Origin of the sequence: Mucilaginibacter pineti, assembly GCF_900101875.1 — a bacterium.
Taxonomy (GTDB): Bacteria; Bacteroidota; Bacteroidia; order Sphingobacteriales; family Sphingobacteriaceae; genus Mucilaginibacter; species Mucilaginibacter pineti.
On record NZ_FNAI01000022.1, the window covers coordinates 1 to 25,681 of the forward strand.

Below are 25,681 nucleotides of genomic sequence, written 5' to 3' on the forward strand. Positions count from 1 at the left end.
CTGCGGTAAAACGTGGGAGAGTAGGTCGGTGCCCAATCTTAAATCAAGCCCTTGCTGGAAACAGTTAAGGGCTTTTTTTATTAGCCGGCATTTGGTCATTCAGTCATTGCTCTAACATCAGCAAATCCACACCAGGTGTTCACGTTCACAGCCCCGTGAACGCTCGTGACCACTTACTGATAGCTGGTAATCAGGATTTTACATATTTAACACTACTGACAAAGTGCTGGCACCATGTAAATATCGGTAGTTGGGTTATTGGGCATTAGCTCATTGATCCAAGGTTCAGAGCAACCGTCTCCCCGATCCACGCACTCTTAACCTTTTGCCTTTTATTCTTCCCCTGTTACCATCTTTTCCCGCGTTAAGGATAGGAGCGGATACCGGCCATTGCGGTTAAGGCCCGTGCAGTATGAGCGCATAGCCTGACCCAAAGGGGAACGCCATGAAACAGAATGCGATTTACTGATTTTACTGCCTTCTTCCTCAACTATACAATTACTTTAAGCTGGACTTTTGCGAGTATAAACTATTGGCCTCTGAATTTAAAAAAACCCTTTTGGATATCAACTAAATTGTTTTAGATTTGATTTATAGACCAATGTCGTTGATGTATTTGCTATCCCTATTGCAATACACCACTTCAGCCAGTAAACCAATTTACCAAATTATACCTAAACATGAACAGATTTACATCTATCGCTTTCATGCTGCTTTTATGTGCGGCAACAGTAATGCAATCCTGCAAAAAGAGTGACAACAACACTGGTGATCCTGCGGCTGTTGTACCTGAAAAAATTAAACCTACCGCAGCCATTAGCCCCAGATTAAACACCACGGATAAGTTTGCAAAAACTTATACTTTTAAAGGGCTGGCCACCAATTACAAAAATATAAAATGGGATTTTGGTGATAACACCACCGCTACCGATATCACTATCGAACATAAATTTGTTAGCTATGGCATCTACAAAGTAACTTTAACTGCTACCGATGCCGATGGCAATGCTGCTTCCGATGTAACCACAATAAACGTTGCCGACCCCAGCAGCTGGGGCATAAATGCCGACAAGGGGCAAATTACCCTGCAATCGTATTTTTACGATGTAAACGAGCAATTTTATAAAACCACTCAAACAGATCATGGCTTTAACTACTGGTGGAACGCCCATGCGCTGGACGTGAATGTTGATGCCTATAACCGCACTAAAGATGCTAAATACCTTACGCGGATGAAAAATGTGCTAAGCGGTTCCTTCGCTAAAAACGGAAATAAATTCAAGAACGACTTTTACGACGATATGGAATGGTGGGCTATTGCCTGCCTGCGGGCTTTCGATGCCAGCAATGATATGGCTTACAAAAATGCCGCCCTTGAGTTATGGGGATATATAAAAACCGGTTGGAACGATAATAACCACGGCGGTATCATGTGGAATGCCGGCGACAGTAATGGCAAAAACGCCTGCTCAAACGGCCCTGCCGCTATTATTGCCGCGCGCTTGTATCAGTTGGATAAAAAACAGGAGGACCTTGATTGGGCGGTTAAGATTTATGCCTGGGAAAAACAATACCTGGTTAATGCTGCAAACGGCCTGGTGTGGGATAGCTATGGTAATTACAACGATGGCTGGCGCTTCACTTATAATCAGGGAACTTACGTTGGTGCAGCGGTTGAACTTTATGCCTGTACAAAGGATTTAAAGTATCTTAACGATGCCAAGCAAACCACCAGCTCGGTTATAACTGATCCGTTTTTTAACAATGGCGGGGTTTTAATTGGGAACGGAACCGGCGACGGCGGTCTGTTTAAAGGGATCTTCATCAGATATATGGTACAGCTGATTATTAAAGGCAACCTCGATGCTTCAACCCAAAGCACTTATTCAACCTACTTGGTGAATAATGCCAATAATTTAATTGCTAACGCCATAAACTCTCCGGAGGGTTATTATGGCCCAGATTGGCGTAAGCTGCCGCAAACCAATGAATACCAGTCGTCGGTACAACTAAGCGGCTTGATGCTGTTGGAGGGCGTGCACGAACTGTGGCTGTTGGATATTGTTAAGTAGTAAATGAATATATAAACCACTTATTGAAATTTTATTTTGCAAAAAGCCTGCCGGATTATCCGACAGGCTTTTTTTATATCAGGGTACGTATATTATTGAATAGTGATGATCTTGTAAAGGATCCAGTTGTCGGTTACGTAAACGCGTTTGTAGTTTACGCCGCTGTTTACTGTACGTATGGCCGGCAGATATTTGTTGTTGAGCTGCGTGTAGCCGGTATATGGGTTTGTTGCGGTGGCAATTAATATATAATCGTCGTACCGGTACGGCGTTTCTATGGCGCTCAGGAAAAGGTCCTGGTAGGGTAGGGTTAACCGGCGTATATTGGTAGTGAACGCGGCAATAGGATAAGCTATCGCATCATCCATAAGCACGTGCGAATCTTTCGGCAGGCTGTTAATAAAGCCAGCCATTTCCATGCTTTCGCCCTGGTCGAGATTTGGCTTTTGGCCAATAAGAGTGGTTATAAACCTCTTTTCATCACGTATTAACGATTTGTTGAGGAAGATATAGCCCGTATATAATTGCACCAGCACTACTGCCGTAAGTATCACTTTAAATATAAACTGATTTTTTACGGTGAGCGCTTTAAATATGAGGCACAATATGGCAAGTATCAGGAATATAAGATAGTACTCGTAGTTAAGAAATAGCTTATCGTACTTAATGTGCAAAAATTCTATAAAGGCAAACGGCGTTAAAATGGTAAGCGCCTGGTAGGTGCTTTCTCTGAAAAGGTAAATAGCCACCAATATTAGCGGACAAAAATAGATCACCCTTAATGATACCAGGATTGGAAGTTCGGGCAGCTGATAGTTGGAACTTACGGTGGTTATATCAAAATTAAGCTTATCAACCAGTACACTCCAGGTGGCGTATGGGCTTTCTATAAAATAGTTAAGATCGCCGGAGTGGGTAAGGTTAAGTAGTTTATAACAAATAACCGATGCCACCGGTAATATGAACAGGATAACGTAAATGGCGAATGTTTTGCTGATGAGCTTACGACGCAGCGAAGGGCTGTTGAAACTTAAAAACAAACGGAAGATAGATTCCTTCTCGCCCAGATTTAAGCTTTGTATGGAGATAGCCAACACCAGTGGTACAAAGAAAAGTGTAAGCCAGATGAACCGGTAATCGCAAAAAATAAGCGTAACCAGGCAAATACTGGCAATTGATACGTGGAACGTTGTGTTGGATCGGTAAAACTTAAGCAAATTAAAAAAGAAAAGAAAAAAGAAGGTAAGCACCAGGTAAATTGCCTTGCCCGAACAGGCCGCATATATAATACCAGGATGAAAGAAAAACATGACGAGCACCAGGTACAGGTAAAAATCATTTTCAATACGGCTGGTGAGCGCCCTTGCTATAATATAAAACAAGATGGCCGTACCTATTGCCGATGCCATTACCGGTGCCAGGTAGGTATTTATAAGGCTGAATATAAATGTGGAGTAGAATGGCAAAAGTGGCGCCGTAAGCCCCATTACTTTAATACGGTTACCAAGGCCTTCAAAAATGATCTTGGTTTTTTCGATATAAAAAATACTCTCCTGGTTATAGTAACCCAAATGGTTTAAATAGATGCCAATTACCAGGTAATAAACAGCCAGCATTACGGTTAATATAAACAGGTATTGACTTTTAGAGATCCTCATTACTTAACAACGTTTGTGGGGTTATTAACTTTACTTAAACCATGATTGGTTTTTTCCCAATAAAAAGGATTTGTTATTAACTGGTACAAGCCCATATAAGCCGCTGCCGAGTGCATTAACCAGTAAACCGGGTTGGCTATGGCAAACAAAATAAGCTCAAAATAGCGCCGTTTAAATACGGCCATCATGTTTACATATATCATTAGGATGTTGCCTACCATGAGGTTAAATATGGCCATAAACAAAACCCAATCAGGGAATAGGGTACGGATAGTAGATAGATCAAATACCAGGTAACTTATAAAAATTGCTAACAATAACGGGTAAACCAAAAATGTAGCCGATGTAGCGCCAACAAAAAAGTTAAACCCCAAAAATCCTTTAAACCCAATTTTGCGGATCAATGTTGCAGGGTTGCGCATATGCACCAGGTAGGTTTGCATGTAACCCTTTATCCATCTTGAACGCTGACGGATCCAGTTTAATGGATCGTTGTTGGCTTCTTCATAAGTGGTAGAGTTAACGATAGCCACTTTGTAACCCTTCGCATAAGCGCGTACACCTAAATCGGCATCTTCGGTTACGTTAAACGGATCCCAGGCGCCTAACTCTATAAGTGCATCCATTTTAAAGTGATTGCTGGTACCGCCTAATGGAATGGGGATATCCAGGGTATCAAGCCCGGGCAGCATATAATCAAACCAGTACGAATACTCCAGGGTGAACATCCTGGTAAGGAAGTTTTCATTACGGTTAAAGTAGTTAAGCGCGCTTTGGATACAGATGTAACGCTCTGGCAGTTTTGCAAACAGGGCCACTACTTTTTTAAGCTGATCGGTATCGGGGATATCCTCAGCATCGTAAATGGTTAAATACTTGCCTTTTGAAAAATGCAAACCATAGTTACAAGCCTTTGGTTTGGTTTTAGGCATGTGGAAAGGCACTACAATAACCTCAAAAACAGCCGGGAAATCAAGGTTTTGAACCGCTTGCAGCGTTTTATCATCATCTTCCTCAATCAATAACTTAACATCAAGCTGCTCGCGGGGATAGTCCAAACTCTGCAGGTTCCAGATGAGTTTTTTAATCAGTTTATCTTCTTTGTAAACCGGTAAAAGTATGGTGTATTGCGGCAGTTCGTCGTCAACAATGTTTCTCACATCGCTTTTAGTTACGGCTTGGTGCAGCTCGAATCGCGAGCCCACCAATGCCAGGAACAGCTTAAATATAATGGCCACCAGGAAAAACATACTGATGATCACGTTTATGATGATAGAGGTATCTTTAAACCTTAAAACCAGCCCTATGGTGGTTACAGCTATCAGCGCAAATATAAATACAAGCTGCGGAGTGGTAAATGTGATGGAAGCAGAACTGGAAGGGTCGCGCCTTAACAATTCATATACTGACGATTTAACGTACTTTTCGCCAAGCAGTTTGTGACTCAGCCAGGTAATATCAAGATCCCGCGCCACAATTATCTCTGGCTCCAGATCATAGGTAAACCTTACAAAATCTATAAACAATTGGTTGCTGGGGTCGGTCATTAAGGTTACTACCTTATTGTTCTCAATGCGCAGGGGCAGGGCCACATGGTCATTAGCAAACTTAAGTTCTATTTTCTTTAATACTTCGATATCAAACGCTTCTTCGCGGACGGGTGCGAAGACAAAGCCGGCGTTAATTAATGAGCGCTCGTAATTTTTGCGGGATATGTAGCCAAAATTAAGGGCTATTTTGGCGTATGACGATCCCGAACGTGCAGCAAAAGCATGAATTTTTCCCTGATCACCTGGTGTAATAAACCCGTCGTTAACCAAAAGTTCAGGAATTGAAATACTCATTGTTTTTTGTATCAAGTAGTTAGTATCAAGTAGCAAGTAAATAGTATCAAGTAGTAGTTAAAGCACCATTAATCGTGATACTTGATACTAACTACTTGATACCTTTTAAAAGAGGTTTAATCGTTAAACAGTTCCTGTGATTTTTGAACCTTTGAACGTACGTAAAGGAATGATAGCAATATCAATATAAGTATACCTAATAAAATGTACAGGTTATAGCTATCCCAGAAACGGGTAAGGCCGCTCTTGGTATCAATATACTCCAGGTTTTCGCTCGATTTGTTGATGTTGAACAGGTATTTATTAGAGTTAACATCAGAGATACAAACGTTGCTTGACAGTGTTGACAGCTGCTCGGTAATTGACTTTGTTGATGCTAAGAAAGCTTCGGCAATGTGTGTACCCGTAGCGGTTATAACCAGCGTTGCGTTATTGCTGCGGCCATAAAATATTTGTGCCAAACCGTTTGATACCGTGTCAGAAAGCGAGTAAACCGGCTTGTTGTTATCGGTATTATATAACCTGAAATCCCTGTCGAACTTAATTGGAGCATCGGGGAATTCATTTAGCAATTTATCATCTTTAGATAACAATGCTATGGTATTGAATTTTTTAAGATCAGCGGGTTGAACCGATTCTGAATAAACAAACTCAGGGAAATTATTGGCGTTGATATTGTTGTTTAGCTCATAAATGATCTCGCCCATGGCACCGGCAGCGTATTTGGCGTAATCCTTGGTTACTATTATACGGGTAGTGCCGGTGTTAAATGCCTCTGGATATTGGTAAAAACTCAGATCAGTAGTTACAAAAGGATTTTTTGATTCCAGGTATGATTTATCAACATCAACTTCGGCAAAAAAGTTGGTGAAGCTGTCTTTACAATGGCCGCTTGTTGGATAAAATCTAAATTCGGCCTCCAGTGTGTTGTATTTATGATGCTGGTAACGGTTAATTGTAATAGCCGAGTTTAGTTTACCGGTTCCGTCGAGCTTTTCGCTGCTGATAAGCAAGCCGTTAAGGTAAATGTTAAAGAAACCACGGTCGCCAGGATTTAAGGCGCTGTAGTTGGCTACAAAACGTATTTCAACTTCTTTTGGGGTAAAGCTAAAATCACTGTTTTTAAAGGTGTAGGCACTTTTTAATGATCCTATACCCGATAAGAAGTCGCTGATACCACCAATTTGTTTCAATGATAATTTTGAGCGGTTTTCGTCAAGTGTTTTAGAGAAAGTGTTTTGTGCTGTTTGTATCAAAAGGTAATCGCCATAGGTTGAATTTAAAACATTCATGTTACCTAAAGCAGTAATTGCTTTTTCGTAACCAGGGTCATCACCGCCTGTTACAAATAATATTTCTTTAACCTGGTTTTCTTGTGTGGCGGTTTTAACCGGCATCAGCATGCCTTTAACTTCAACCATACGTACGGTGGTATCAGTTACCAGGCTTATTGATTTGTGCAGGTAAAACAAGCCCTGGCCATTTTGAGGCGTAATTTTTACAAGGTCACGAGCTTCGTTACCCAATGAACCCATGTTACCAACCCTGATGTAGTTTCTTACGCTATCTGGTAGTTTACTTTCTTCGTAAACCATGATATCCCTGGTCTGTGTCTTTTTTAACCTTGAATAAGCCCAGGCCACCGCTTTAAGATCAGATAGTGTTGGGTTTGAAGGGTATACGATAGCTTTCTTTGAATCAAAGCAATTGCTGATATTTACGTTATCAAAAAAGCTTTTGCTGCTGCGTACAAGGGATAGATAGGAGTAGTTTTTTACCTTTAACCACATGGCGGGGTTATCCAGATCTTTACACTCATCATCGGTGATGGTAAGCAGGGTTTTTATCTGCACCTTTAAAAATTTATCGTTTGATAAATCGGCCCGGGTTAAGTTAAGTGTAAGCTTCTGGATCGAGTCCCTGGTCATACGGCCACTATATGCAGGTTTGTTATTAATAACAACGTTAATGAATGAATGCTCCTTTATCAAGGCCTGTGAAGGCTCAAAGTATAAAACCACTTTGCTGCCATTCATTTCGGTAAGCGGTGTTATCTTAAAATAAAAAGAGTTGGCACCACTCATACCATAAATCATATCATCCTCATGGCCAAGCTGTTTAAAGGTTACAATGCTTTGAGCTTGCGTGGCTGTACTAAATAAAAATACAAAGGCTAATAGGGAAAAAAATTTATTCATCTGGTTGTAAATATTAATTTATAACGTAAAATTCTACTCTGAAATAATTACCATTTTCATCACTGCGGTAGGTAAGGTCGCCACCCATTTCCTGGGTCATAAGCTTGGCTATGGAAAGGCCAAGCCCTAAACGGCTTTCGCCAACGTTTGATGTGTCGTTAAGGGTTTTTAGCTTGCCAAACATCATATCCAACTCTTCCTGGCCAATGGCAATACCTTCGTCAATAATTTCAAAAACAAAACGCTGGCGTTGCAAACTGGTAATAACCTTTAAGTTGTTATTTGTTTGCGAAAACTTTATAGCGTTTGATAATAAATTCTGGAACACCTGGCCCGCAAATACCTTATCGAGCTTAACGTTAAGGGGCAGTTTCAGGATGTTATCAATAAGGTGGATGTTTTTCATCTGGGCAGTTTCATACAGCCCTTTAAATACATGCATTACCTCGAGGTTTATATCAAAGATCTCCAGGTTAAATTTCATCTCCGGCGATTCGATCTCTTTTACATCCATCAGTTTGTTAAGCATGTACTGCATCTTGTCGGCCGATTCTGATATATAACCAACAAACTCTTTCTGATCGGTGCTTAAGCGGTAATCCTCTTCCTTGATCATATTGTTGCTCATTACTATTGAGCCTATAAGGTTTTTAAGATCGTGACCGGCAATATTAATAAAGCTGTTCTTTTGTCCGTCGAGTTTGCGCAATTGCTCATATTGCGTATCAATGAGATTATTTTTTGCGTTGATATCGCTGTTTTGCTGTTTAAGCTGCTCGTTTGATTTTTCGATAAGGATCTGCGAGCGCACATCGCGCTGCATCACTTTATAACGGGCACTTGGAATAAGGCATGATATGGCCGATATGATGAAAAATACTTGGCCACCATTGCTGATAACTATATCAAGATTATATTCATGCTGAATATTAAAAAATATAGCTAATAGAAGTATGGATATTAATAATTGAATAAGTGAATTAATAGGTTCCCAAAATACCTGCAGGTTAAAGAATAAAACCAGTGTAGCAAACAGCAAGTAATAGGTGTTTAAATTTTGAATGGTAACTATATTACACAACAGCGCCGATGTTACCGAAAGCAGGAACATGGTAATGTGTAGTAATAAGCGGTAGTCATAATTTTTGGCCGTGAAAAGCGAATGTAATCCATAAAGTATGGCGCTGATAATCAACCTCACTATAAAAAACTGCAGGCAAATATCAGGCGCAAACACAAAGTCAACTATGCTGAATATAGGGAAGAGAAATATAATAGTCCAGATAATATTATTTGTCTGGTACCACGCTTTCTTTGAGGTCTCTTTTATTAATTCTTCTTTGGCAATTTGAACAAACATTATTCGTTATCTTGAATTATAAATTAAAATTAAGGCCTTTGTTGAGTATTAGGTTATTTTTGATTATCAAATTAACTATAAAATATTGAATACCAAAAATATCTCCTTTGTAAAATTATTAAACCGTTTGTTAATAATATTATGCTTAACAACAGGATGCCTTGTTGCAAAAAGCAGTCCAAAAAATGAGCAAATGCGGTCCTTAGCGTTTAAAAGGGCACAAAGTCTTAATAATGGCATCAGTATTTCATGGTTAGAGCAAACCTGGATAAAAAATCCGCTGGCCGGTGCCGGCCCAACAACTGCCGATTTTTTATTACTTAAAAAGCTTGGTTTTAAAAGCATAAGGTTACCGGTTGCCTTTACTTACTTCGAATCGGAACATATCCCGCTTCAAAATGTATTTGCCCGTATTGATAAAGTTGTAAAACAATGCCATACTTACGGATTTAAACTGGTGTTGGATTATCATTATGGGAAAATAAATGATACTAATTATAGCGAAGAAACGCCTAAAATTATTAATTTATGGCTAAAAATAGCTAAAAGATATAAAACTATAAGTGCAAACGATTTATTTTTTGAACTGTACAACGAACCGCCCCATATGAACCCCAATGTGTGGAAAGATGCCGCATATAATATAGTAACAGCTATACGTAAAGTTGATAAGCAGCGTACGTTAATTGTAGGCGCATCAAATTATAATAGCATATATGAGTTAAGCAGGTTTGTAAGGCTTGCAGATGAGAACATTGTATATACTTTTCATTTTTATGAACCTTTCTTTTTTACACACCAGGGCGCTGAGTGGGTGGGCGACCAAGTTGCGACAACCGGGGTATCATTTCCTTATAATGCGGAAAATTTTCCAGCCCTTAATCAAAAGGCTAAGGGAACATACGGGGAAACTAATTACGAACAATACAAACATGATGGTAATGAGCAGTCTATAAACGATAAGCTGCACATTGTAAAAGCCTGGGCCGATAAATACTACGTTCCCATTATTTGCGGCGAGTACGGAGTTTACAATAAAAATGCCGATATGGGCAGTCGGTGCCGTTACATCAAGGCTACCCGTGCAGCACTTAAAAAACTTAATATTCCCGGGATGCTTTGGGATTATGATAGCTCGTTCTCCCTGTTTACCGGGAAACCCTCGCTGGCCAATTTATCGTCCTGTATGAAAGATGCCATAGGTTATAATGACCCAAAATGAGGTAGCACTTTTATTAGTTTAATGATTATCTTTGTTGCATTAATAATGTTTTATGAAATTTTTTGAAGAAAAACGTAGGGAAGTAATGGTGCACATAGAAAAGTTCATGCTTGAAAAGATGAACGAATATTTAAAGCCCATTGACACCATATGGCAGCCATCTGATTTTTTGCCCGATTCTTCAAGAGATACTTTTTTTAACGAGATCAAAGAATTGCAGGAAAGTGCCCAGGGCCTTAGCTATGATCTTATCGCAGTTTTAATTGGCGATACCATTACCGAAGAAGCTTTGCCTACCTATGAATCATGGCTTACCATGGTTGAAGGTGTATCAAGGAACGAAGAAGGCGGCTGGATGAAATGGACACGCCATTGGACAGCCGAAGAAAACCGTCATGGCGATTTGCTGAACAAATATCTATACCTGTCTGGCAGGGTTGATATGCGCATGATGGAGATCAGCACCCAATACCTTATTGCCGATGGCTTTGATATTGGTACAGGTCATGATCCTTACCGCAACTTTATTTATACATCTTTTCAGGAGCTGGCTACCAATGTATCGCACAGACGTGTAGCTTCACAGGCTAAAAAAGACGGTGATACCTTGCTATCAAAAATGTGCGGCGTAATTGCCAGCGACGAAGCCCGCCACGCCAAAGCCTACAAATACTTTATCGAAAAAATATTTGAGGTAGATCCAAGTGAGGCCATGATTGCCTTTGAGGATATGATGCGCAAAAAAATTGTAATGCCCGCCCACTTCCTGCGCGAAGTAGGGTTAAAAATAGGCCAAACCTTTGGTCACTTTACTGATGCTGCACAGCGTTTAGGGATTTATACGGCCATTGATTATGTTGATATCCTGAAAGAACTTATTGAAGACTGGCACATTGAAAGCACCACCGATCTTAACGAAGCCGGAGAAAAGGCCCGTGATTATATCATGAATCTGCCCGCCCGTTTATTACGTGTTGCCGACAGAATGAAAAACCCAATGCTGGAATATAAATTTACCTGGATAAACGGATAAGTTTCCCTGCTTTATAGATATTATGAAAGACGCATTGTTTGCGTCTTTTTTTTGTTTGTAGCTTTTTTTAATTTCCCTCTTGAGAGGGCGCGCGTAAGGAAGTGAAATAGGAGGGGTGTGTTAGTCACAAGCAAGGAGCACAAATTGAAGTACATACCCATCCACCCCTCTAAAGAGGGGAATGGCGCAAAGCCCTTGCTTTTAAGGCTATATGTTGAACTTTAAACCTCCCCTTCAACCTTAAATCCCGGCTTGCTATACCCTTCAGGTACATAGTTTTCCGGTATCTGGATGTGGTTACCGTCGCGGAGGGAAGTGTAATGCGGCGACATGATCTCTACCCCGGCTTCGTTAAATTTATCCTGTATGTTTTGGTGCAGGCGCGAGTAAATAACCGCCATTTGGTTTGATAGTGCCGTGTAGGCATTGAGCTGGTAACTTACATTAAAATCATTCAACTCGGTTTGTAAAACAAAAGGTTTAGGATCTGCCGATATCCCTTCCGATGCTTCTGCCGCGCTGATGAGCAGGTGGTGAACAGTTTGCCAGGGTACATCGTAACCAATGGTAACGGTGGTATTTAATATCAATCCGGTGGTTTTGGCCATGGTTGTATAATTAACGGTATGGCCGCTTAAAATGGTGGCGTTGGGTATGGTAATATCCTCGTTTTTAATGGTACGCAAACGGGTTACCAACAGGTTTTTTTCTACCACATCGCCGGTAACTTCCCCCACCTTTATGCGGTCACCAATTTTGTAGGGGCGCATATAGGTAAGCACAATGCCCGCCACCATATTTGATATAGCCGATGAAGAACCCAGCGAAAACAAAATTCCCAAAAATACCGTAACCCCCTGAAAAGCCTTAGTATCTGAACCAGGCAGGTATGGGAATATAACCACAAACATAAACGCGTAAAGCAATACCCTAATGATGTTGTATGTTGGCATGGCCCACTCAGGGTAAAAGCCGCCGAGCGTAATGGCGCCATGCGCAATTTCGCTGGCCAGAAATTTTACCAGTTTTACAATGTACCGCGTAACCATATAAATAACAGCTATGGTAAGCAGGTTGGGTATAAAATTGAAAAGGGCGAGCAGTATATTCTTTAAAGGATTTACAACGTAAGCCAGCAACTGTACCGAAATTGGTTTAGAAGACGGAAAAATATAAAACAAAACAGGCAGCGCCAGGTAAACCAAAATAATAATAATTATAAACCGGGCTATGCGTAGTAAACCGGTAATAACCGGCAGCAAGCGATTAGCATAGGCAACTGGGGCACCCTTTTCAGCAAGTTTGGTAATGCGGTTTTCCCAACTGCGTAGTATTTTTAACTTCACCCATCGCGATGCTTTATTTAATGCCCATATCAGCAATAGTAAAATAACGATTACAACTATGGCTTCCGCTATATTTATTATTACCTGCTGTGTGCTGTTATTAGTAAAATAATTGCCCAGCTTTTGTTTAAGTAAGGCAACGTAACTGGCGGCCAGTTGTGGCCGGTTAAGCTCGGTAAAGGTGGCATCGGCGTTATTAACCGCCATTATAATTTGTGAGCTATAGGAGATAACGGATAGGGTAGAGTCGTTAGTGATCTTGAGCGAATCGGGGTTAAAATCCACCCGTTTAAAAAGAGCTTCAATGCGTTTTGTTACAATACCCGCGCGTTCCCTGGCATCAAACAGGCCTTGCCCAACGTAAAATTTAAACAGGGTATCCTTGTTGATGATAACGGGCTCGCTTATGGGTACAAGTTCCCTGTTTTTAGGGATGGGGTCTTTAGGTGCCGGATATTGCGCGTTAACTGTTATGGTTAATGATAAAAACAGGATAAGCAGGTAGTAAATTTTGCGCATAACAGTTTTTCTGTTAAAGCTAAAAATTATATTCCAAAAATTACTACCCCTCCTGCACCAGGTCGGTACCAAGGTTGTCCGACAAATCATCAAACAGATCGTTCAAAATAGATTCCAGTGTAAGTGAGTTCACATCATCTACATAATGTTCAGATCGTGTGATCCAAAGTTCTGTGCCGTTTATTGTTATCCTGAATAAAAAACCTTCATATAGTCCCGGTTGTGAAATTTCAACGGTACCGTCTTTTTGCTCAACAATGAAATCAATATCGCTTTGCCTGCGTTCATGAAAAAGCAGGTTAAGCTTTTTCTGCAGCAGGTAGTGCACGTCGCTTATTTGAATGGGTTTATGCAGGGTTATAATTTTCATGTTAATACATTTGCATTGTTTAATATTACAAAGCACTTTTGTTATTGTTTGGGCCTCACCCCATCCCCTCTCCAAAGGAGAGGGACTTTATAGATTTTAATCATCATTTACCATGAATTATAAATTACTTGGCCGTTCGGGCCTTAAAGTTTCAGAATTATGTTTGGGTACCATGGGCTTCGGCACCGAGGCAGGCTGGGGTGCCGATAAGGATATCAGCTTTGCCATAATGGATGCCTACGCCAATGCCGGCGGTAATTTTTTGGATACCGCCAATATGTATAAACTGGGTACCAGCGAAAAGATCATAGGCGATTATATGAGCAATCATGACCGTGATTATTTTGTACTGGCCACCAAATACACGCTGAAGGATAATATTACCAATCCCAATGCATCGGGCAATAACCGCAAAAACATGATGCGCAGTGTGGAGGAAAGCCTTAAACGCCTGAAAACCGATTTTATTGATGTTTTGTACCTGCACATCTGGGATAACATTACTCCAATTGACGAGGTGTTGCGCGCTATGGACGATCTGATAAAACAAGGCAAAATAAACTACGCCGCCATAAGTGATACCCCCGCGTGGGTAGTAGCCCGAGGCAATACGCTTGCCGAACTCATGGGCTGGAGCCAGTTCATAGCTTTACAAGTAGAATATAGCCTGCTGGCCCGCACTGCCGAGCGCGAACTGATACCTATGGCAAAACACTTCGGGATGACGGTTACCCCCTGGGCGCCCTTGGCCGGCGGAGCACTTACCGGTAAATACCAGCGCGGCGAGCAAGGACGTATAAAAGCAGAAAGCAAGCGCCGCGATGGACGTAGTTTATCAATAACGGAAACTGTTGTGGCTATAGCTGCCGAACTGGGAGTATCCGAAAGTCACGTTGCGCTAAACTGGACGCGCCAGCAAGGTTTTTCATGTATCCCGATAGTTGGGGCAACCAAGGTAGATCAGCTTATAGATAACCTGAATACCGTGAACATTACCCTAAGCCAGGAGCAAATGCAACGCCTCAACGACGTAAGCGCCATTGAACTTGGTTTCCCCGGCGATTTTTTTGCCGAAGAAGCGGTGAGAAATAACAGTTTCGGCGGGTTTTATGATAAGGTAGAAAAAAGGTAGATCTACCTAATTAATCTCTTTATTGCCTTTAGTATGTGTGGCATGGTTTGCTGTATGATCATGCCGCACGTTTTGATATTCGTCGATATGTTGGAGTTCTTTCCTTTTTCGGTTTCGTTGAAAATAACGCCTTATTCTGCTAAACAGATGTTTGGCTTTTTCAACAAAGCGGGTAGTCCAATGGTCAAACCTGCCGTTTATGGCCATCAGCCCGAAGATGAAAAATCCCCCTATCATTAAAACCACAAATATGTGCAGTGCCTGTACCAATATATCTCTCATGATTGATATTCAATTATTTATATATCAAAAGGCAATGATTGTGCCTGTTTGGCGAAATGTTGAAAATTGAGGTGTTAACTTACTGATTGCGTGTCAATAAAGTCGGCCTAACCAAGTTGTTGTAAATGATTGAGTGCAAAGTGCTTGTGTATGCATAGCCATACAGAACAGGGCTCATAATCAATAATGAGCTGTTAAAATCTTTTTAAATATGATTGGCTGATGAGTTCGGCATACATAATACCTGCAGGTTTATCTACACTAAACCAGGGATCACCCTCATATTGCAGCAGCTGAATATTTTGCGCGGGCATATAACTTTGTGCCAGCAAGAACTTTTTCTGGTGACGGGCATTTTCAACCACATTCATCACTATAAAGCAATGCCCCGGCGAACCGCCATGTATAAAGACGTCGCCGGCTTTAAGGGAGTTAATATTGGGCACCGGTTTTAGTTCTTTTTGCAATGATAATGTACCTGCATAACTAAACACCAGCGTCATGTAGCGCATAAAGCAGGAGTAGCTGTAATCCTTTTTAGCTTTTAGTGCCCAATGATCATTACTGTAGCGGTAACCATCGGCATAATGCACAAAATCGCAGCGGAAACCACTGGTAAAATTAAAACTGATGGCGGCATAGTTTTTCTGATGATACAGGTATTCGCCGCGCAGGCGCATTACGGCATCGGCGCATTGCTGCAAATCCTGATTGCCTATACTCATATCAACAACGGCGGCGGTGTATACATCGGTACGGGCAATATCGCCTTTATAGGTATAGGTTTTTGTACCTGCGGGTTTAAGCGGCAAAGCCTGCAGCCAGGCCCCAAAGCTGCCGGGAGCGGCTGCCATTTGTTGGAAACCTTCGGGCGTTTTAAACCTTGCCAAAACATTGTCGGTTTTTGCCGGGGTGATGGTTAGCATCGCGAGGATCAGCACTAACAAACCTTTCATATTGTTTTAGCCTTTTTTAATTGCGAGTAAGGATTAAAAGGGACCGGCACACCATCAACCAGCCTGAATGCCGAAAAATGCAAATGCGTAGGCGATCGTTTTTTATAAGCATTATAACCTGTTCTGCCAACCTCGGCAATTTTTTTCCCTCGTTTAACTTCGTCACCAGGTTTTACAAAAATGATATTGTTGTGGGCATAGTAAGTGATAATATTCAAATAGTAATTGTATATCCAAATGTATTTTCCACCGCGTAAATTACTTGTTGGTTCCCATTCATTACTACAAGCTATCACAATGCCATCCTCTACGGCTAACACGTCAACAGGTTTATGCGTACGGTCGTCAATACAGTCCTGGTTTTTATCAGTTATAAATATATCATGCGCAGGGTGGGCTGCATGTTTGTTACCATCCAGGTAACGATAGCCTTTATCCGAATAGCCATTGCCATTGGTGCCACCGATAGCATTGCTTTTATAGCCTTTAAGTGGGAATATCCAATTGTAGCTTTTAAGCATCGGTTTATTACCACGCAATTGGGCCATTAACTCATCCAATTTTTTAACGGCTGCCCGTTTATTGATAGTGCCATTTAAAACAGCAGTGTTTAAATCATTTATCTGGATACAAACAGCTTTATCATCCTGCCCAAACACGTTTAAGCATAACAATAAAACACCAATAAGCAGGACTATTTTTCGCATAAGGTTTATCAAGAGAATAAATATAACTGAATATCAGTTAAAATATTATCCCTCAATTTTAATATCATACTTACTTAACAGCCCCGGCAGACCATGCAGGCCGAACTGCGCTTTTTTGATGATATTGATAGTTGGGTCGATGGTGAAATTGTAGGAGGTGCGGAAGTCGGCACCTTTAAGAATTGTGCGGTCGAAAAAGGCGCGATTAAGGTTGCAGTTAATGAATTTGGCGTCGGTAAGGTCGCACTCCACAAGATCGGTTTCAATCATAGAGCACTCGTTGAACGTGCCCTTTTTGTTTTTCTTTTTATAAAAGATGGCATTATCCAGAATGCAGTGATCAAAATTTACGCCGAATAAAAAATCGCGGGCCTTGCTGAAATTAACACCGCTTAGCTTACAATGCTTAAAATGCACATCCTGAAAGCCGGTATCATCGGCATCGGCAAGGGCCAGATTACAGCCGTCGAACTGGCAATCCATAAAAACTACACCGTTGAGATTGGCACCCGACAAATCGCAGTTTATAAAGGCACAATGTTCGTAAGTGCGGTTGCGGCCGGCAATTTTATCGGCAGTAATTTTAGTAAAAATCTCGTCCTCGTGGTGTTGTATCGGCATAGGGCAAATTTAAGGTTCCTCGGTATAAATTAAAGGATAATTGTGTTTATTAAGCTCGGCTTCTGTAAAAAAAATGCAGCGATTAGGTACAGCTTAATCGGTTACATATTGCGCCGGTACTGCCCGCCAACTTCATACAGGGCATGGCTTATTTGTCCTAACGAACAATATTTGCAGGCTTCCATGAGGCTTTCAAAAATATTATCGCCTTTAATGGCTACTTCCTGCAGATTTTTAAGCAGTGCAGGTATGTGTTGCTCATTGCGTTGCTGAAAGGCATGAAGGGTGGTTATCTGGTATTGCTTTTCTTCCTCGGTAGCCCTGATCACCTCCGAAGGTACAATGGTTGGTGAGCCCTTTTTGTTAAGAAAGGTGTTTACGCCTATTATAGGGTATTCGCCGGTATGTTTAAGGGTTTCGTAATACAATGATTCCTCCTGAATTTTACCGCGTTGATACATGGTTTCCATAGCGCCCAATACACCGCCGCGATCATTAATTGCTTTAAATTCGGTAAGTACGGCTTGTTCCACAAGATCGGTTAGTTCTTCAATAATAAATGCTCCCTGGATAGGGTTTTCGTTTTTAGCCAACCCAAGCTCCCGGTTAATGATAAGCTGAATAGCCATTGCCCGCCGAACAGATTCTTCTGTTGGGGTGGTAATGGCTTCATCATAAGCATTGGTGTGGAGCGAGTTACAATTGTCGTAAATGGCATACAAGGCCTGCAGCGTGGTGCGGATATCATTAAAATCAATTTCCTGGGCATGCAGGGAGCGTCCGCTGGTTTGAATATGGTACTTGAGCTTTTGCGAGCGATCATTCCCCCTATACTTATTTTTAATGGCCTTTGCCCAAATACGGCGTGCCACCCTGCCAATCACTGAATACTCCGGATCTATCCCATTACTGAAAAAGAACGACAGGTTGGGTGCAAATTCATCAATGTGCATTCCCCGGCTTAGGTAATATTCTACATAAGTAAACCCATTCGATAACGTAAAAGCCAGCTGCGTAATGGGATTAGCCCCCGCCTCGGCAATATGATAACCCGAGATGGAAACTGAATAAAAGTTGCGCATATTCTCGCTTATAAAATACTGCTGCATATCGCCCATCATACGCAAGGCAAATTCGGTGCTAAAAATGCAGGTGTTTTGCGCCTGGTCTTCCTTTAAAATGTCGGCTTGTACTGTTCCGCGTACGGTGGCGATAGCGTAGGCCTTTATTTTTTGATATACATCGGCAGGCAAAACCTCATCGCCGGTGAGGCCCAATAGCATAAGGCCAAGACCGTTGTTGCCGGTGGGGAGGGAAGCCTCACCTAAATCCTCTCCAAAGGAGAGGACTTCGCTTTGCGTAGTTTTTAAGTCCTTCTCTTTTGGAGAGGGGTTTGGGGGGAGGCTTCTGTTGTGTTGGTTTGCTAACTTTTCCTTAATAACACTTATTACGTTTTCTGGATTATGAAGTACCTCGTCATTGGTGAAGCGGATAACATCGAACCCCTCATGATTTAAAACCATTGTTCTTATGGCATCCTGCTCTTGGGTTAGTTGATGATAGCCGCCATCAATTTCAATAACCAGGCCTTTGGGTATGCAAACAAAATCGGCTATGTAACCATCAATGGCGTGCTGTCGCCGTATTTTATAACCGGTTTGGTTGTTTCTTAATAGCTGCCATAAAATGTTCTCTGCTTCGGTTGGGTTTTGACGGTTAGCCTTCGCGTTTAATTTTAATGCGTCCCAGATACGAAGATCTGCAGTTTGAAAGCCGAATTTAGAGGCCTCACCTAAATCCTCTCCAAAGGAGAGGACTTTTTCTGGCGTGGTGCTTACTCCCTCTCCTTTGGAGAGGGCTGGGGTGAGGCCATACCTTGGTCTTGCCAAACCCTTATCATCATACAACTCCTTAAATTTAGCTTCAACCAAATGTTGCAGATTGTGCTCTGTGATGTGTTTTTCGCATTGCTGATCGATGGCGGCATTCATAAAAAAGCCAAGCAGCATGGGGGCAGGCCCATTTATGGTCATGGATACGGAGGTGGATGCTTTACAGAGGTCGAAGCCCGAGTAAAGTTTTTTGGCATCATCAAGCGTGGCTATGCTTACGCCGGAGTTGCCTATTTTTCCATAAATGTCTGGCCGGATATGCGGGTCTTCGCCATACAGGGTTACCGAATCAAACGCGGTAGATAACCGGTGCGCGGGCTGACCAAGCGATACATAATGGAAACGTTTATTGGTGCGCTCGGGCCCACCCTCGCCGGCAAACATGCGGGTAGGATCTTCGCCCTCGCGTTTCAGCGGGAACACTCCCGCAGCGTACGGGAACTCGCCGGGCAGATTCTCGGTAAGCAGCCAGCGCAACACATCGCCCCAGGCTTCGTACCTGGGCAGTGCTATTTTAGGAATTTTTAGTTGTGAAAGCGAGGTGTAGTACAGCGGTAGCTTAATTTCCTTATCCCGCACTTTATAAATAAAATCGTCGGCCTTATATTTTTTGATGGTATCGGGCCAATTGTTGAGCAGGCGTTTGCACTCAGGGTGCAATTGGTTTTCGAGGTGGGTGTACAGGTGATTTAAAGCTTCACCTAAATCCTCTCCAAAGGAGAGGACTTTACTTTGTGTGATGCTTACTCCCTCTCTTTTTGAGAGGGTCGGGGTGAGGCCTTGCACCCCTTTTACCTGAAACATTTGCTGGGCAATTTTGCATTGCTCGTTCACCCAATCGTCATAAGCTTTACTGCTCTCGGCAATTTCGGCTAGGTAGCGGTTGCGATCTGGAGGGATGATGTAGATCTTTTCAGATTCCTCACCTTTTGCCTTTAACCTTTCACCTTTCACCTCCTCCACCAGATCAGCCCCCGTTTTGGCCTTAATGGTTTTCATGATGGCATCAAACAGGATGTTCATTCCCGGGTCGTTAAATTGGGAGGCCATTGTGCCGTAAACTGGCAGGTCATCGTCTTTAGCCGTAAATAGCTGGTGATTGCGTTTGTATTGCTTGCGTACATCGCGCAGGGCGTCAAGGGCGCCGCGTTTATCGTATTTGTTGAGGGCCACCAGATCGGCAAAGTCAAGCATGTCAATCTTCTCCAGTTGGGTGGCAGCACCAAATTCAGGTGTCATTACATAGAGGGAAACATCGCAATAATCGGTGATCATTGTGTCCGATTGCCCTATGCCGCTGGTTTCCACAATCACCATATCATACCCGGCTGTCTTGCAAATGTCAATGGCCTCCTGCACATGTTTCGATAAGGCCAGATTAGCCTGCCGCGTAGCCAGCGACCGCATATACACCCGCGGACTATTAATAGCATTCATCCTTATCCTATCACCAAGTAATGCCCCTCCTGTTTTGCGCTTGCTTGGGTCGACAGAAATAATGGCCAGCGTTTTATCCGTAGCCATCAAAAAACGTCGCACAATTTCGTCAACCAGCGAGGATTTGCCCGAACCCCCGGTACCGGTGATACCGAGGACGGGGGGAGTGAGTGATGAGCTGTGCGTAGTGAATGGTTGTGCGTTCCCTAACTCTGCTGCGGTAATTAGCTTGGCTATTTGTACTTTATCGATTATTTTTTCTGCATTTCCGGTGGGTACTGGTGTTAAAAAATCGGATTGCTGCAGCATATCGTTTATCATGCCCTGTAGGCCCATGGTGCGGCCATCATCGGGCGAATAAATACGACTGATGCCATAAGCATGCAACTCGGTGATTTCGTTAGGCAGAAAAACCCCACCGCCACCGCCGAAGATCTTGATATGGCCGGCACCCCGCTCTGCCAGCAAATCATACATATATTTAAAATATTCTATATGGCCGCCCTGGTAACTGGTGAGGGCAATGCCCTGCACATCTTCCTGTATGGCGCAGTTCACCACCTCATCTACACTGCGGTTATGGCCCAGGTGTATCACCTCGGCACCGCTGCTTTGCAGTATACGGCGCATAATGTTAATGGTAGCATCATGCCCATCAAACAGCGAAGCGGCTGTTACAAAGCGGATTTTGTATTTGGACTGATACGGGGCAATACTTTCCATAAACGCAATACTGGTGTACCACAAATTTAACAATAGTTTTGAGGTAAATACTATGCATGCATAGTTGTTTCAGGTTTAGACTTTTAGCGTAAAGATTTTTGGACCTGGGTTAAAGGCTGCCGGGCTATTATTTCATGCGTGTAATTATTATATGCTATTTATAGTTTTTAATAACCTGTTATAGTAAACAATAATCCATCAAAATAACCGGATAAGCTATGTTATAAAAATGGGAGGCGAATATATTTGTTATACATAAACTTAAAAGGCATCTGCCCGAAAATTTCTTGAAATATAATAAAGACGTATTTGAATAATATGCGCTTTGTTTTTGTATTAAGATAATTTCTGATCTGTAAGCAATGATATAACTATAATAGCTAAGCCATGTCCAGATATATTATTCATTATCTTAAAAGAATAGATCAGCTAATACATCTGAAAGCAACCGGCTCACCTTTTGACCTTGCCTCCAAACTGGAAATATCAGAACGATGCCTGTATAATTACATCAAACTAATGAAAGATCATGGCGCCCCCATTAAATTTTGCAAACAAAGGCGCAGTTATTATTATGTGGAAAGAGGGCGATTTCAATTAAAGTTTTTGAAAGAGGGTATGTAGGGTGGTGTTGTTATTCGCTGTTTCTGAATTCACATATGGCAATTGCTGGCGCACGCGTGTCGCGTGTGTTCCGAAGGAAGCATCGTAACCGTTAAGCAAGGATGTAGCTGTTACCTTTATTTAAAGCTTGATCTCAATCCGTCGTCAAAACCATAATCCGTTATCATACTTATTGTTTTATATTAGTATCACCGATAAATAGCTTAACCTATAAACCTTATGGAAGCGGTTAATATAGATGAGATCATCAATGAGCTGGAAAGTATTATTGCCGAAGCCATTACTACCGGCAGCCGGGCCGGATATTTTGCCGCGCTTTATCATAAGGTTACCTGTAAAGTAAAGGAAGGTATTGAAGGCGGCGAGTTTGAAGATGCCCGACGTATGGAACAGCTGGATGTTATGTTTGCCAACCGCTACATTAAAGCCTATCGCGATTGGCAGCAGCAGAAACCGGTTTCGGCATCGTGGAAGCTTGCCTTTGATATTTTTAGCAAGCCATCTAAACTTATATTGCAACACCTGCTTGCCGGGATGAATGCCCACATCAACCTTGATCTGGGGGTAGCGGTTGTAGAAGTATCAAACAAACTAAACCAGCCCCTGAGTCAGGTACATAAGGATTTTAATGCCATTAATACCATACTATCCGCATTAACTTACGAGGTTATAAATGAGCTTAACCAGGTATCGCCGTTGCTATCACTTGCAGGCTTACACGCGCAAAACAACTCTATCCTTATTCAATTTGCACTGGGTAATGCCCGGGATGGCGCATGGTGCTTTGCTGAAGATCTTGCCCCGCGAAAGAATGAGGATTATCTAAATGCCATAACCAAACGCGATGATGATATTAATAAACTGGGCCTGGGTATTATTAACCCGGTAGGCCTGCTGCATTTTACCGTTTGGGTCATTCACCTGTTTGAAACCAGGAATCCCGCAAAAGTTACCGGGATATTGAATACTTATAAGAAAACCTATATTAAGGTAAATTGATAGTTCCTATTGCTGGCGCACGCGTGCCGCGTGTGTTCCGAAGACTAATGCACACGCACCAGCTAAAGGATGCAAGGAACCGACCATTTTTGTCATGCTGAGGTACGAAGCATCTATTCTGCACCCTGTATAAACGCTCTGCAAAGTTTGTTAACAGATGCTTCGTACCTCAGCGTGACAAAACTGGCATAGAGGGGTGACAAGCGAAGCGCTCTCGGGGTTAGTCAACAAGTGAGCAGGGGCGTTGGGAAAGGTGTTAAGGATCTACTTTCATCATCAGCACATCCCGCTCCTCGCACTACACTCCCCGCACACAAAAAATACTTATCTTTGCAGCAGAATGCAATTAACAGGCGAAACAACAGCAACGTGGGAAAAAGGCTATAACAATTATGGTCCGTGGTTAAAGGATAAGTACAAGGGGCACCGCGTATTTAAGGTTATTGTTGATGGGGGCTTTACCTGCCCCAACCGCGATGGCTCCAAGGGTTATGGCGGTTGCACCTATTGTAATGTAGATTCGTTTACGCCGTCGGTAAGTCGTAATGCGCCTACGGTTAAGCAGCAGGTAATGGAAGGTATGGAACGTGCCCGCAAGGGCAACAAGGCCGATAAGTTCATTATTTATTTTCAGCCCAATACCAATACCTACGCCCCGGCCCATTATTTAAAAATGATGTATGACGAGGCCCTGAGCTATGGCACCGAAGACATCGTAGGCCTGTCGGTTGGCACCCGTCCCGATTGTATCGACGCCGAAAAGATTGCCCTGCTGGAAAGCTATACCGACCGATTTGACGTTGATCTTGAAATGGGCATGGAGAGTATTTACGACGAAACCCTGAATCAGATAAACCGTGGCTGCAGTCATGACGAATTAATAAAAGCTCTTAAACTGGTAGAGAATAGCAAGCTTGATGTTTGTGTACATACCATCTTCGGCTTTCCCTGGGAAACGCATGATATGATGCTGAAATATGCCGATGAGATCAACCGTTTTCCGCAGATAAAATTTGTGAAATTCCACCACCTGCATATTGTAGAAGGTTCGGTGATGGGCGTTAAATACAAACGCGAACCGTTTAAACTATTCGGTATTGATGAATATGCCGATTTCCTGTGCGAGCTGTTACCCCGCGTTCGCCCGGATATCGTGATCCAGCGCCTCTTCGGCCTTAGCGATCGGGAGTTGCTGATAGCCCCCAACTGGGGATTGAAAAAGTCGGAGATCCAATATTATATAGACCAAAGGATATTGAGCCGCGGCGTTGTGCAGGGGAGTAAACTTTAGCCTCACCCCAACCCTCTCCAAAGAAGAGGGAGCTAAATAATTAGTGTGCTATTCAAAGTCCTCTCCTTTGGAGAGGATTTAGGTGAGGCTCTTTGGCCTCAGTTTTGTTAACCCTTAGTTGAAAAATTTGGTTAGAAATATTTAACTTTCAATCGTTTTGTCACAAAGAGCGCAACAAAATTACATTCCTGCCTTAACCGGTGTACGGGCCATGGCCGCATACCTGGTGTTTATATCGCATTTCGCGTATATTTTTGATGAAAAATTTCCTCATACTGTGCAACGTTTTTTCAACGAGTTCCACATAGGGGTAACCATTTTCTTTGTGTTATCAGGCTTTTTAATAGCTTTCAGATATTTCGACAGTTTTAAACTTACCAAGGATTGGTTTAAGCAATACTTAAAAAACCGGATGGCGCGTATTTATCCCATGTACGCTATTTTAACCGTCGGTGCGTTCATTGCTTTTTATTTTACCAAAAACCAAACCGTTACTGCGGGTCAAAATCCGGTGGTAATGTTTTTTATGAACATCGTTTTTCTGCGTGGTTTTTTTGATCAGTTTAAATTTACTGGGATAGCCCAGGGATGGTCGCTTACGGTTGAGGAGTGTTTTTACTTTTCGGCGCCGTTTATCTTTTTAATAGCTACCAGGTATAAAAAATTTTATATACAGCCAATAGCCGTTACCGGTTTGGGTGTGGTATTAGTACTCATATTCAGTCGGGTAAGTTTTTATGACTTTTTCGGCAACTTTACGTTTATGATGCTGTACACGTTTTTGGGCAGGTGTTTTGAGTTTTTTGCAGGTATACAACTGGCGCTTATTGTTCGTAAACAAAAGCTGGATGGCAGCAGCAAAAAGAAGTTCACTTACCTGGGCTTTTTCATGATTTTCTTTTGCGTATGGATCATGAGCACACTGCCCATACCGCCGGGCCAGGAAGCCGGTTTACATAATCCCTGGGGTATTGTTACCAATAATTACCTGCTGGCATCGTCAATAGCCTTGTTTTTTTATGGGTTGTTAACCGAAACTACCATATTAAAGAAAATATTATCTAACCCCTTTGTTGAGCTGTTAGGCAAAAGCTCCTACATATTTTACCTCATTCACCTGGGGTATATGTACAACTTTTTGCACGATGGTTTTAATTGGCTTAATGATTATGTTTTTGAATTATACGACAAGTGGGGTGTTGATTGGCATTCGCCCTTTGAGTACGATAGTTTAAACCTTCTGTATGCTTTTATCGTTTTAAATATCATTTCAATCACTTTGTTTAAGCTCATTGAGGAACCACTTAACCATTATATTCGTAGATCAGACTTCCTGATTAAGAATAAAGCTAAGAATCCCGAGAATGAGTCGGCAAAGATTAACGCTTAATAATT

Annotated in this window: 19 protein-coding genes; 8 read left to right on the forward strand and 11 right to left on the reverse strand. The window is 42.1% G+C overall.

The window, feature by feature from the left end:
• The first annotated feature begins 680 nt into the window (after positions 1-680).
• Positions 681-2,072: a glycoside hydrolase family 76 protein gene (locus BLS59_RS28820; RefSeq protein WP_091156672.1), complete on the forward strand. Its 1,392-nt coding sequence runs from the start codon at positions 681-683 to the stop codon at positions 2,070-2,072.
• A gap of 92 nt (positions 2,073-2,164) precedes the next feature.
• On the opposite strand, the gene BLS59_RS28825 is transcribed toward BLS59_RS28820, so the two are convergent.
• The 4 genes from BLS59_RS28825 to BLS59_RS28840 all read right to left on the reverse strand — a co-directional run bounded on the left by BLS59_RS28825 (position 2,165) and on the right by BLS59_RS28840 (position 9,132).
• Complete coding sequence (locus BLS59_RS28825; protein ID WP_091156676.1) at positions 2,165-3,730, reverse strand: hypothetical protein; 1,566 nt, start codon at positions 3,728-3,730, stop codon at positions 2,165-2,167.
• Entirely contained in the window at positions 3,730-5,574 is a 1,845-nt protein-coding gene (locus tag BLS59_RS28830) for a glycosyltransferase (RefSeq protein ID WP_091156835.1), read from the reverse strand. The genes BLS59_RS28825 and BLS59_RS28830 overlap by 1 nt, the downstream gene beginning before the upstream one ends.
• Before the next feature lie 116 nt (positions 5,575-5,690).
• Complete coding sequence (locus BLS59_RS28835) at positions 5,691-7,772, reverse strand: cellulose biosynthesis cyclic di-GMP-binding regulatory protein BcsB (protein WP_091156679.1); 2,082 nt, start codon at positions 7,770-7,772, stop codon at positions 5,691-5,693.
• Between the two features lie 13 nt (positions 7,773-7,785).
• Positions 7,786-9,132 carry a sensor histidine kinase gene (locus BLS59_RS28840; protein ID WP_091156682.1) on the reverse strand — a complete coding sequence of 449 codons (1,347 nt, stop codon included), beginning with the start codon at positions 9,130-9,132 and terminating at the stop codon, positions 7,786-7,788.
• 193 nt (positions 9,133-9,325) lie between these two features.
• Between BLS59_RS28840 and BLS59_RS28845 the strand changes: the two genes are divergently transcribed.
• Positions 9,326-10,354 carry a glycoside hydrolase family 5 protein gene (locus BLS59_RS28845; RefSeq protein ID WP_143014270.1) on the forward strand — a complete coding sequence of 343 codons (1,029 nt, stop codon included), beginning with the start codon at positions 9,326-9,328 and terminating at the stop codon, positions 10,352-10,354.
• 52 nt (positions 10,355-10,406) lie between these two features.
• Complete coding sequence (locus BLS59_RS28850) at positions 10,407-11,387, forward strand: acyl-ACP desaturase (RefSeq protein WP_091156690.1); 981 nt, start codon at positions 10,407-10,409, stop codon at positions 11,385-11,387.
• A 221-nt stretch (positions 11,388-11,608) separates the two neighbouring features.
• Here BLS59_RS28850 and BLS59_RS28855 read toward each other — a convergent pair whose 3' ends face one another.
• Positions 11,609-13,252: a mechanosensitive ion channel family protein gene (locus BLS59_RS28855; protein WP_162842804.1), complete on the reverse strand. Its 1,644-nt coding sequence runs from the start codon at positions 13,250-13,252 to the stop codon at positions 11,609-11,611.
• Between the two features lie 43 nt (positions 13,253-13,295).
• On the reverse strand, positions 13,296-13,622 hold the full coding sequence (locus tag BLS59_RS28860) for a hypothetical protein (RefSeq protein WP_091156696.1): 327 nt from the start codon (positions 13,620-13,622) through the stop codon (positions 13,296-13,298).
• A gap of 112 nt (positions 13,623-13,734) precedes the next feature.
• Between BLS59_RS28860 and BLS59_RS28865 the strand changes: the two genes are divergently transcribed.
• Positions 13,735-14,754, forward strand: coding sequence for an aldo/keto reductase (locus tag BLS59_RS28865; protein ID WP_091156700.1), 1,020 nt, complete (start codon positions 13,735-13,737; stop codon positions 14,752-14,754).
• Positions 14,755-14,760: 6 nt separating this feature from the next.
• Here BLS59_RS28865 and BLS59_RS28870 read toward each other — a convergent pair whose 3' ends face one another.
• The 5 genes from BLS59_RS28870 to BLS59_RS28890 all read right to left on the reverse strand — a co-directional run bounded on the left by BLS59_RS28870 (position 14,761) and on the right by BLS59_RS28890 (position 21,372).
• Entirely contained in the window at positions 14,761-15,036 is a 276-nt protein-coding gene (locus BLS59_RS28870) for a hypothetical protein (RefSeq protein ID WP_091156703.1), read from the reverse strand.
• A gap of 194 nt (positions 15,037-15,230) precedes the next feature.
• Positions 15,231-15,992 carry a DUF4846 domain-containing protein gene (locus BLS59_RS28875; RefSeq protein ID WP_091156707.1) on the reverse strand — a complete coding sequence of 254 codons (762 nt, stop codon included), beginning with the start codon at positions 15,990-15,992 and terminating at the stop codon, positions 15,231-15,233.
• Positions 15,989-16,699: a M23 family metallopeptidase gene (locus tag BLS59_RS28880; RefSeq protein ID WP_091156710.1), complete on the reverse strand. Its 711-nt coding sequence runs from the start codon at positions 16,697-16,699 to the stop codon at positions 15,989-15,991. The genes BLS59_RS28875 and BLS59_RS28880 overlap by 4 nt, the downstream gene beginning before the upstream one ends.
• A 45-nt stretch (positions 16,700-16,744) precedes the next feature.
• Positions 16,745-17,320, reverse strand: coding sequence for a pentapeptide repeat-containing protein (locus tag BLS59_RS28885; protein WP_091156713.1), 576 nt, complete (start codon positions 17,318-17,320; stop codon positions 16,745-16,747).
• Between the two features lie 101 nt (positions 17,321-17,421).
• Complete coding sequence (locus BLS59_RS28890) at positions 17,422-21,372, reverse strand: methylmalonyl-CoA mutase family protein (protein ID WP_091156716.1); 3,951 nt, start codon at positions 21,370-21,372, stop codon at positions 17,422-17,424.
• Between the two features lie 387 nt (positions 21,373-21,759).
• Between BLS59_RS28890 and BLS59_RS28895 the strand changes: the two genes are divergently transcribed.
• The 4 genes from BLS59_RS28895 to BLS59_RS28910 all read left to right on the forward strand — a co-directional run bounded on the left by BLS59_RS28895 (position 21,760) and on the right by BLS59_RS28910 (position 25,676).
• Positions 21,760-21,996: an HTH domain-containing protein gene (locus BLS59_RS28895; protein ID WP_091156719.1), complete on the forward strand. Its 237-nt coding sequence runs from the start codon at positions 21,760-21,762 to the stop codon at positions 21,994-21,996.
• Positions 21,997-22,215: 219 nt separating this feature from the next.
• Complete coding sequence (locus BLS59_RS28900) at positions 22,216-22,995, forward strand: DUF5995 family protein (protein WP_091156723.1); 780 nt, start codon at positions 22,216-22,218, stop codon at positions 22,993-22,995.
• 340 nt (positions 22,996-23,335) lie between these two features.
• Positions 23,336-24,286, forward strand: coding sequence for a tRNA modification radical SAM protein MnmL/YtqA (locus BLS59_RS28905; RefSeq protein ID WP_091156727.1), 951 nt, complete (start codon positions 23,336-23,338; stop codon positions 24,284-24,286).
• A gap of 157 nt (positions 24,287-24,443) precedes the next feature.
• Positions 24,444-25,676, forward strand: coding sequence for an acyltransferase family protein (locus tag BLS59_RS28910; RefSeq protein ID WP_091156731.1), 1,233 nt, complete (start codon positions 24,444-24,446; stop codon positions 25,674-25,676).
• Positions 25,677-25,681: the final 5 nt, after the last annotated feature.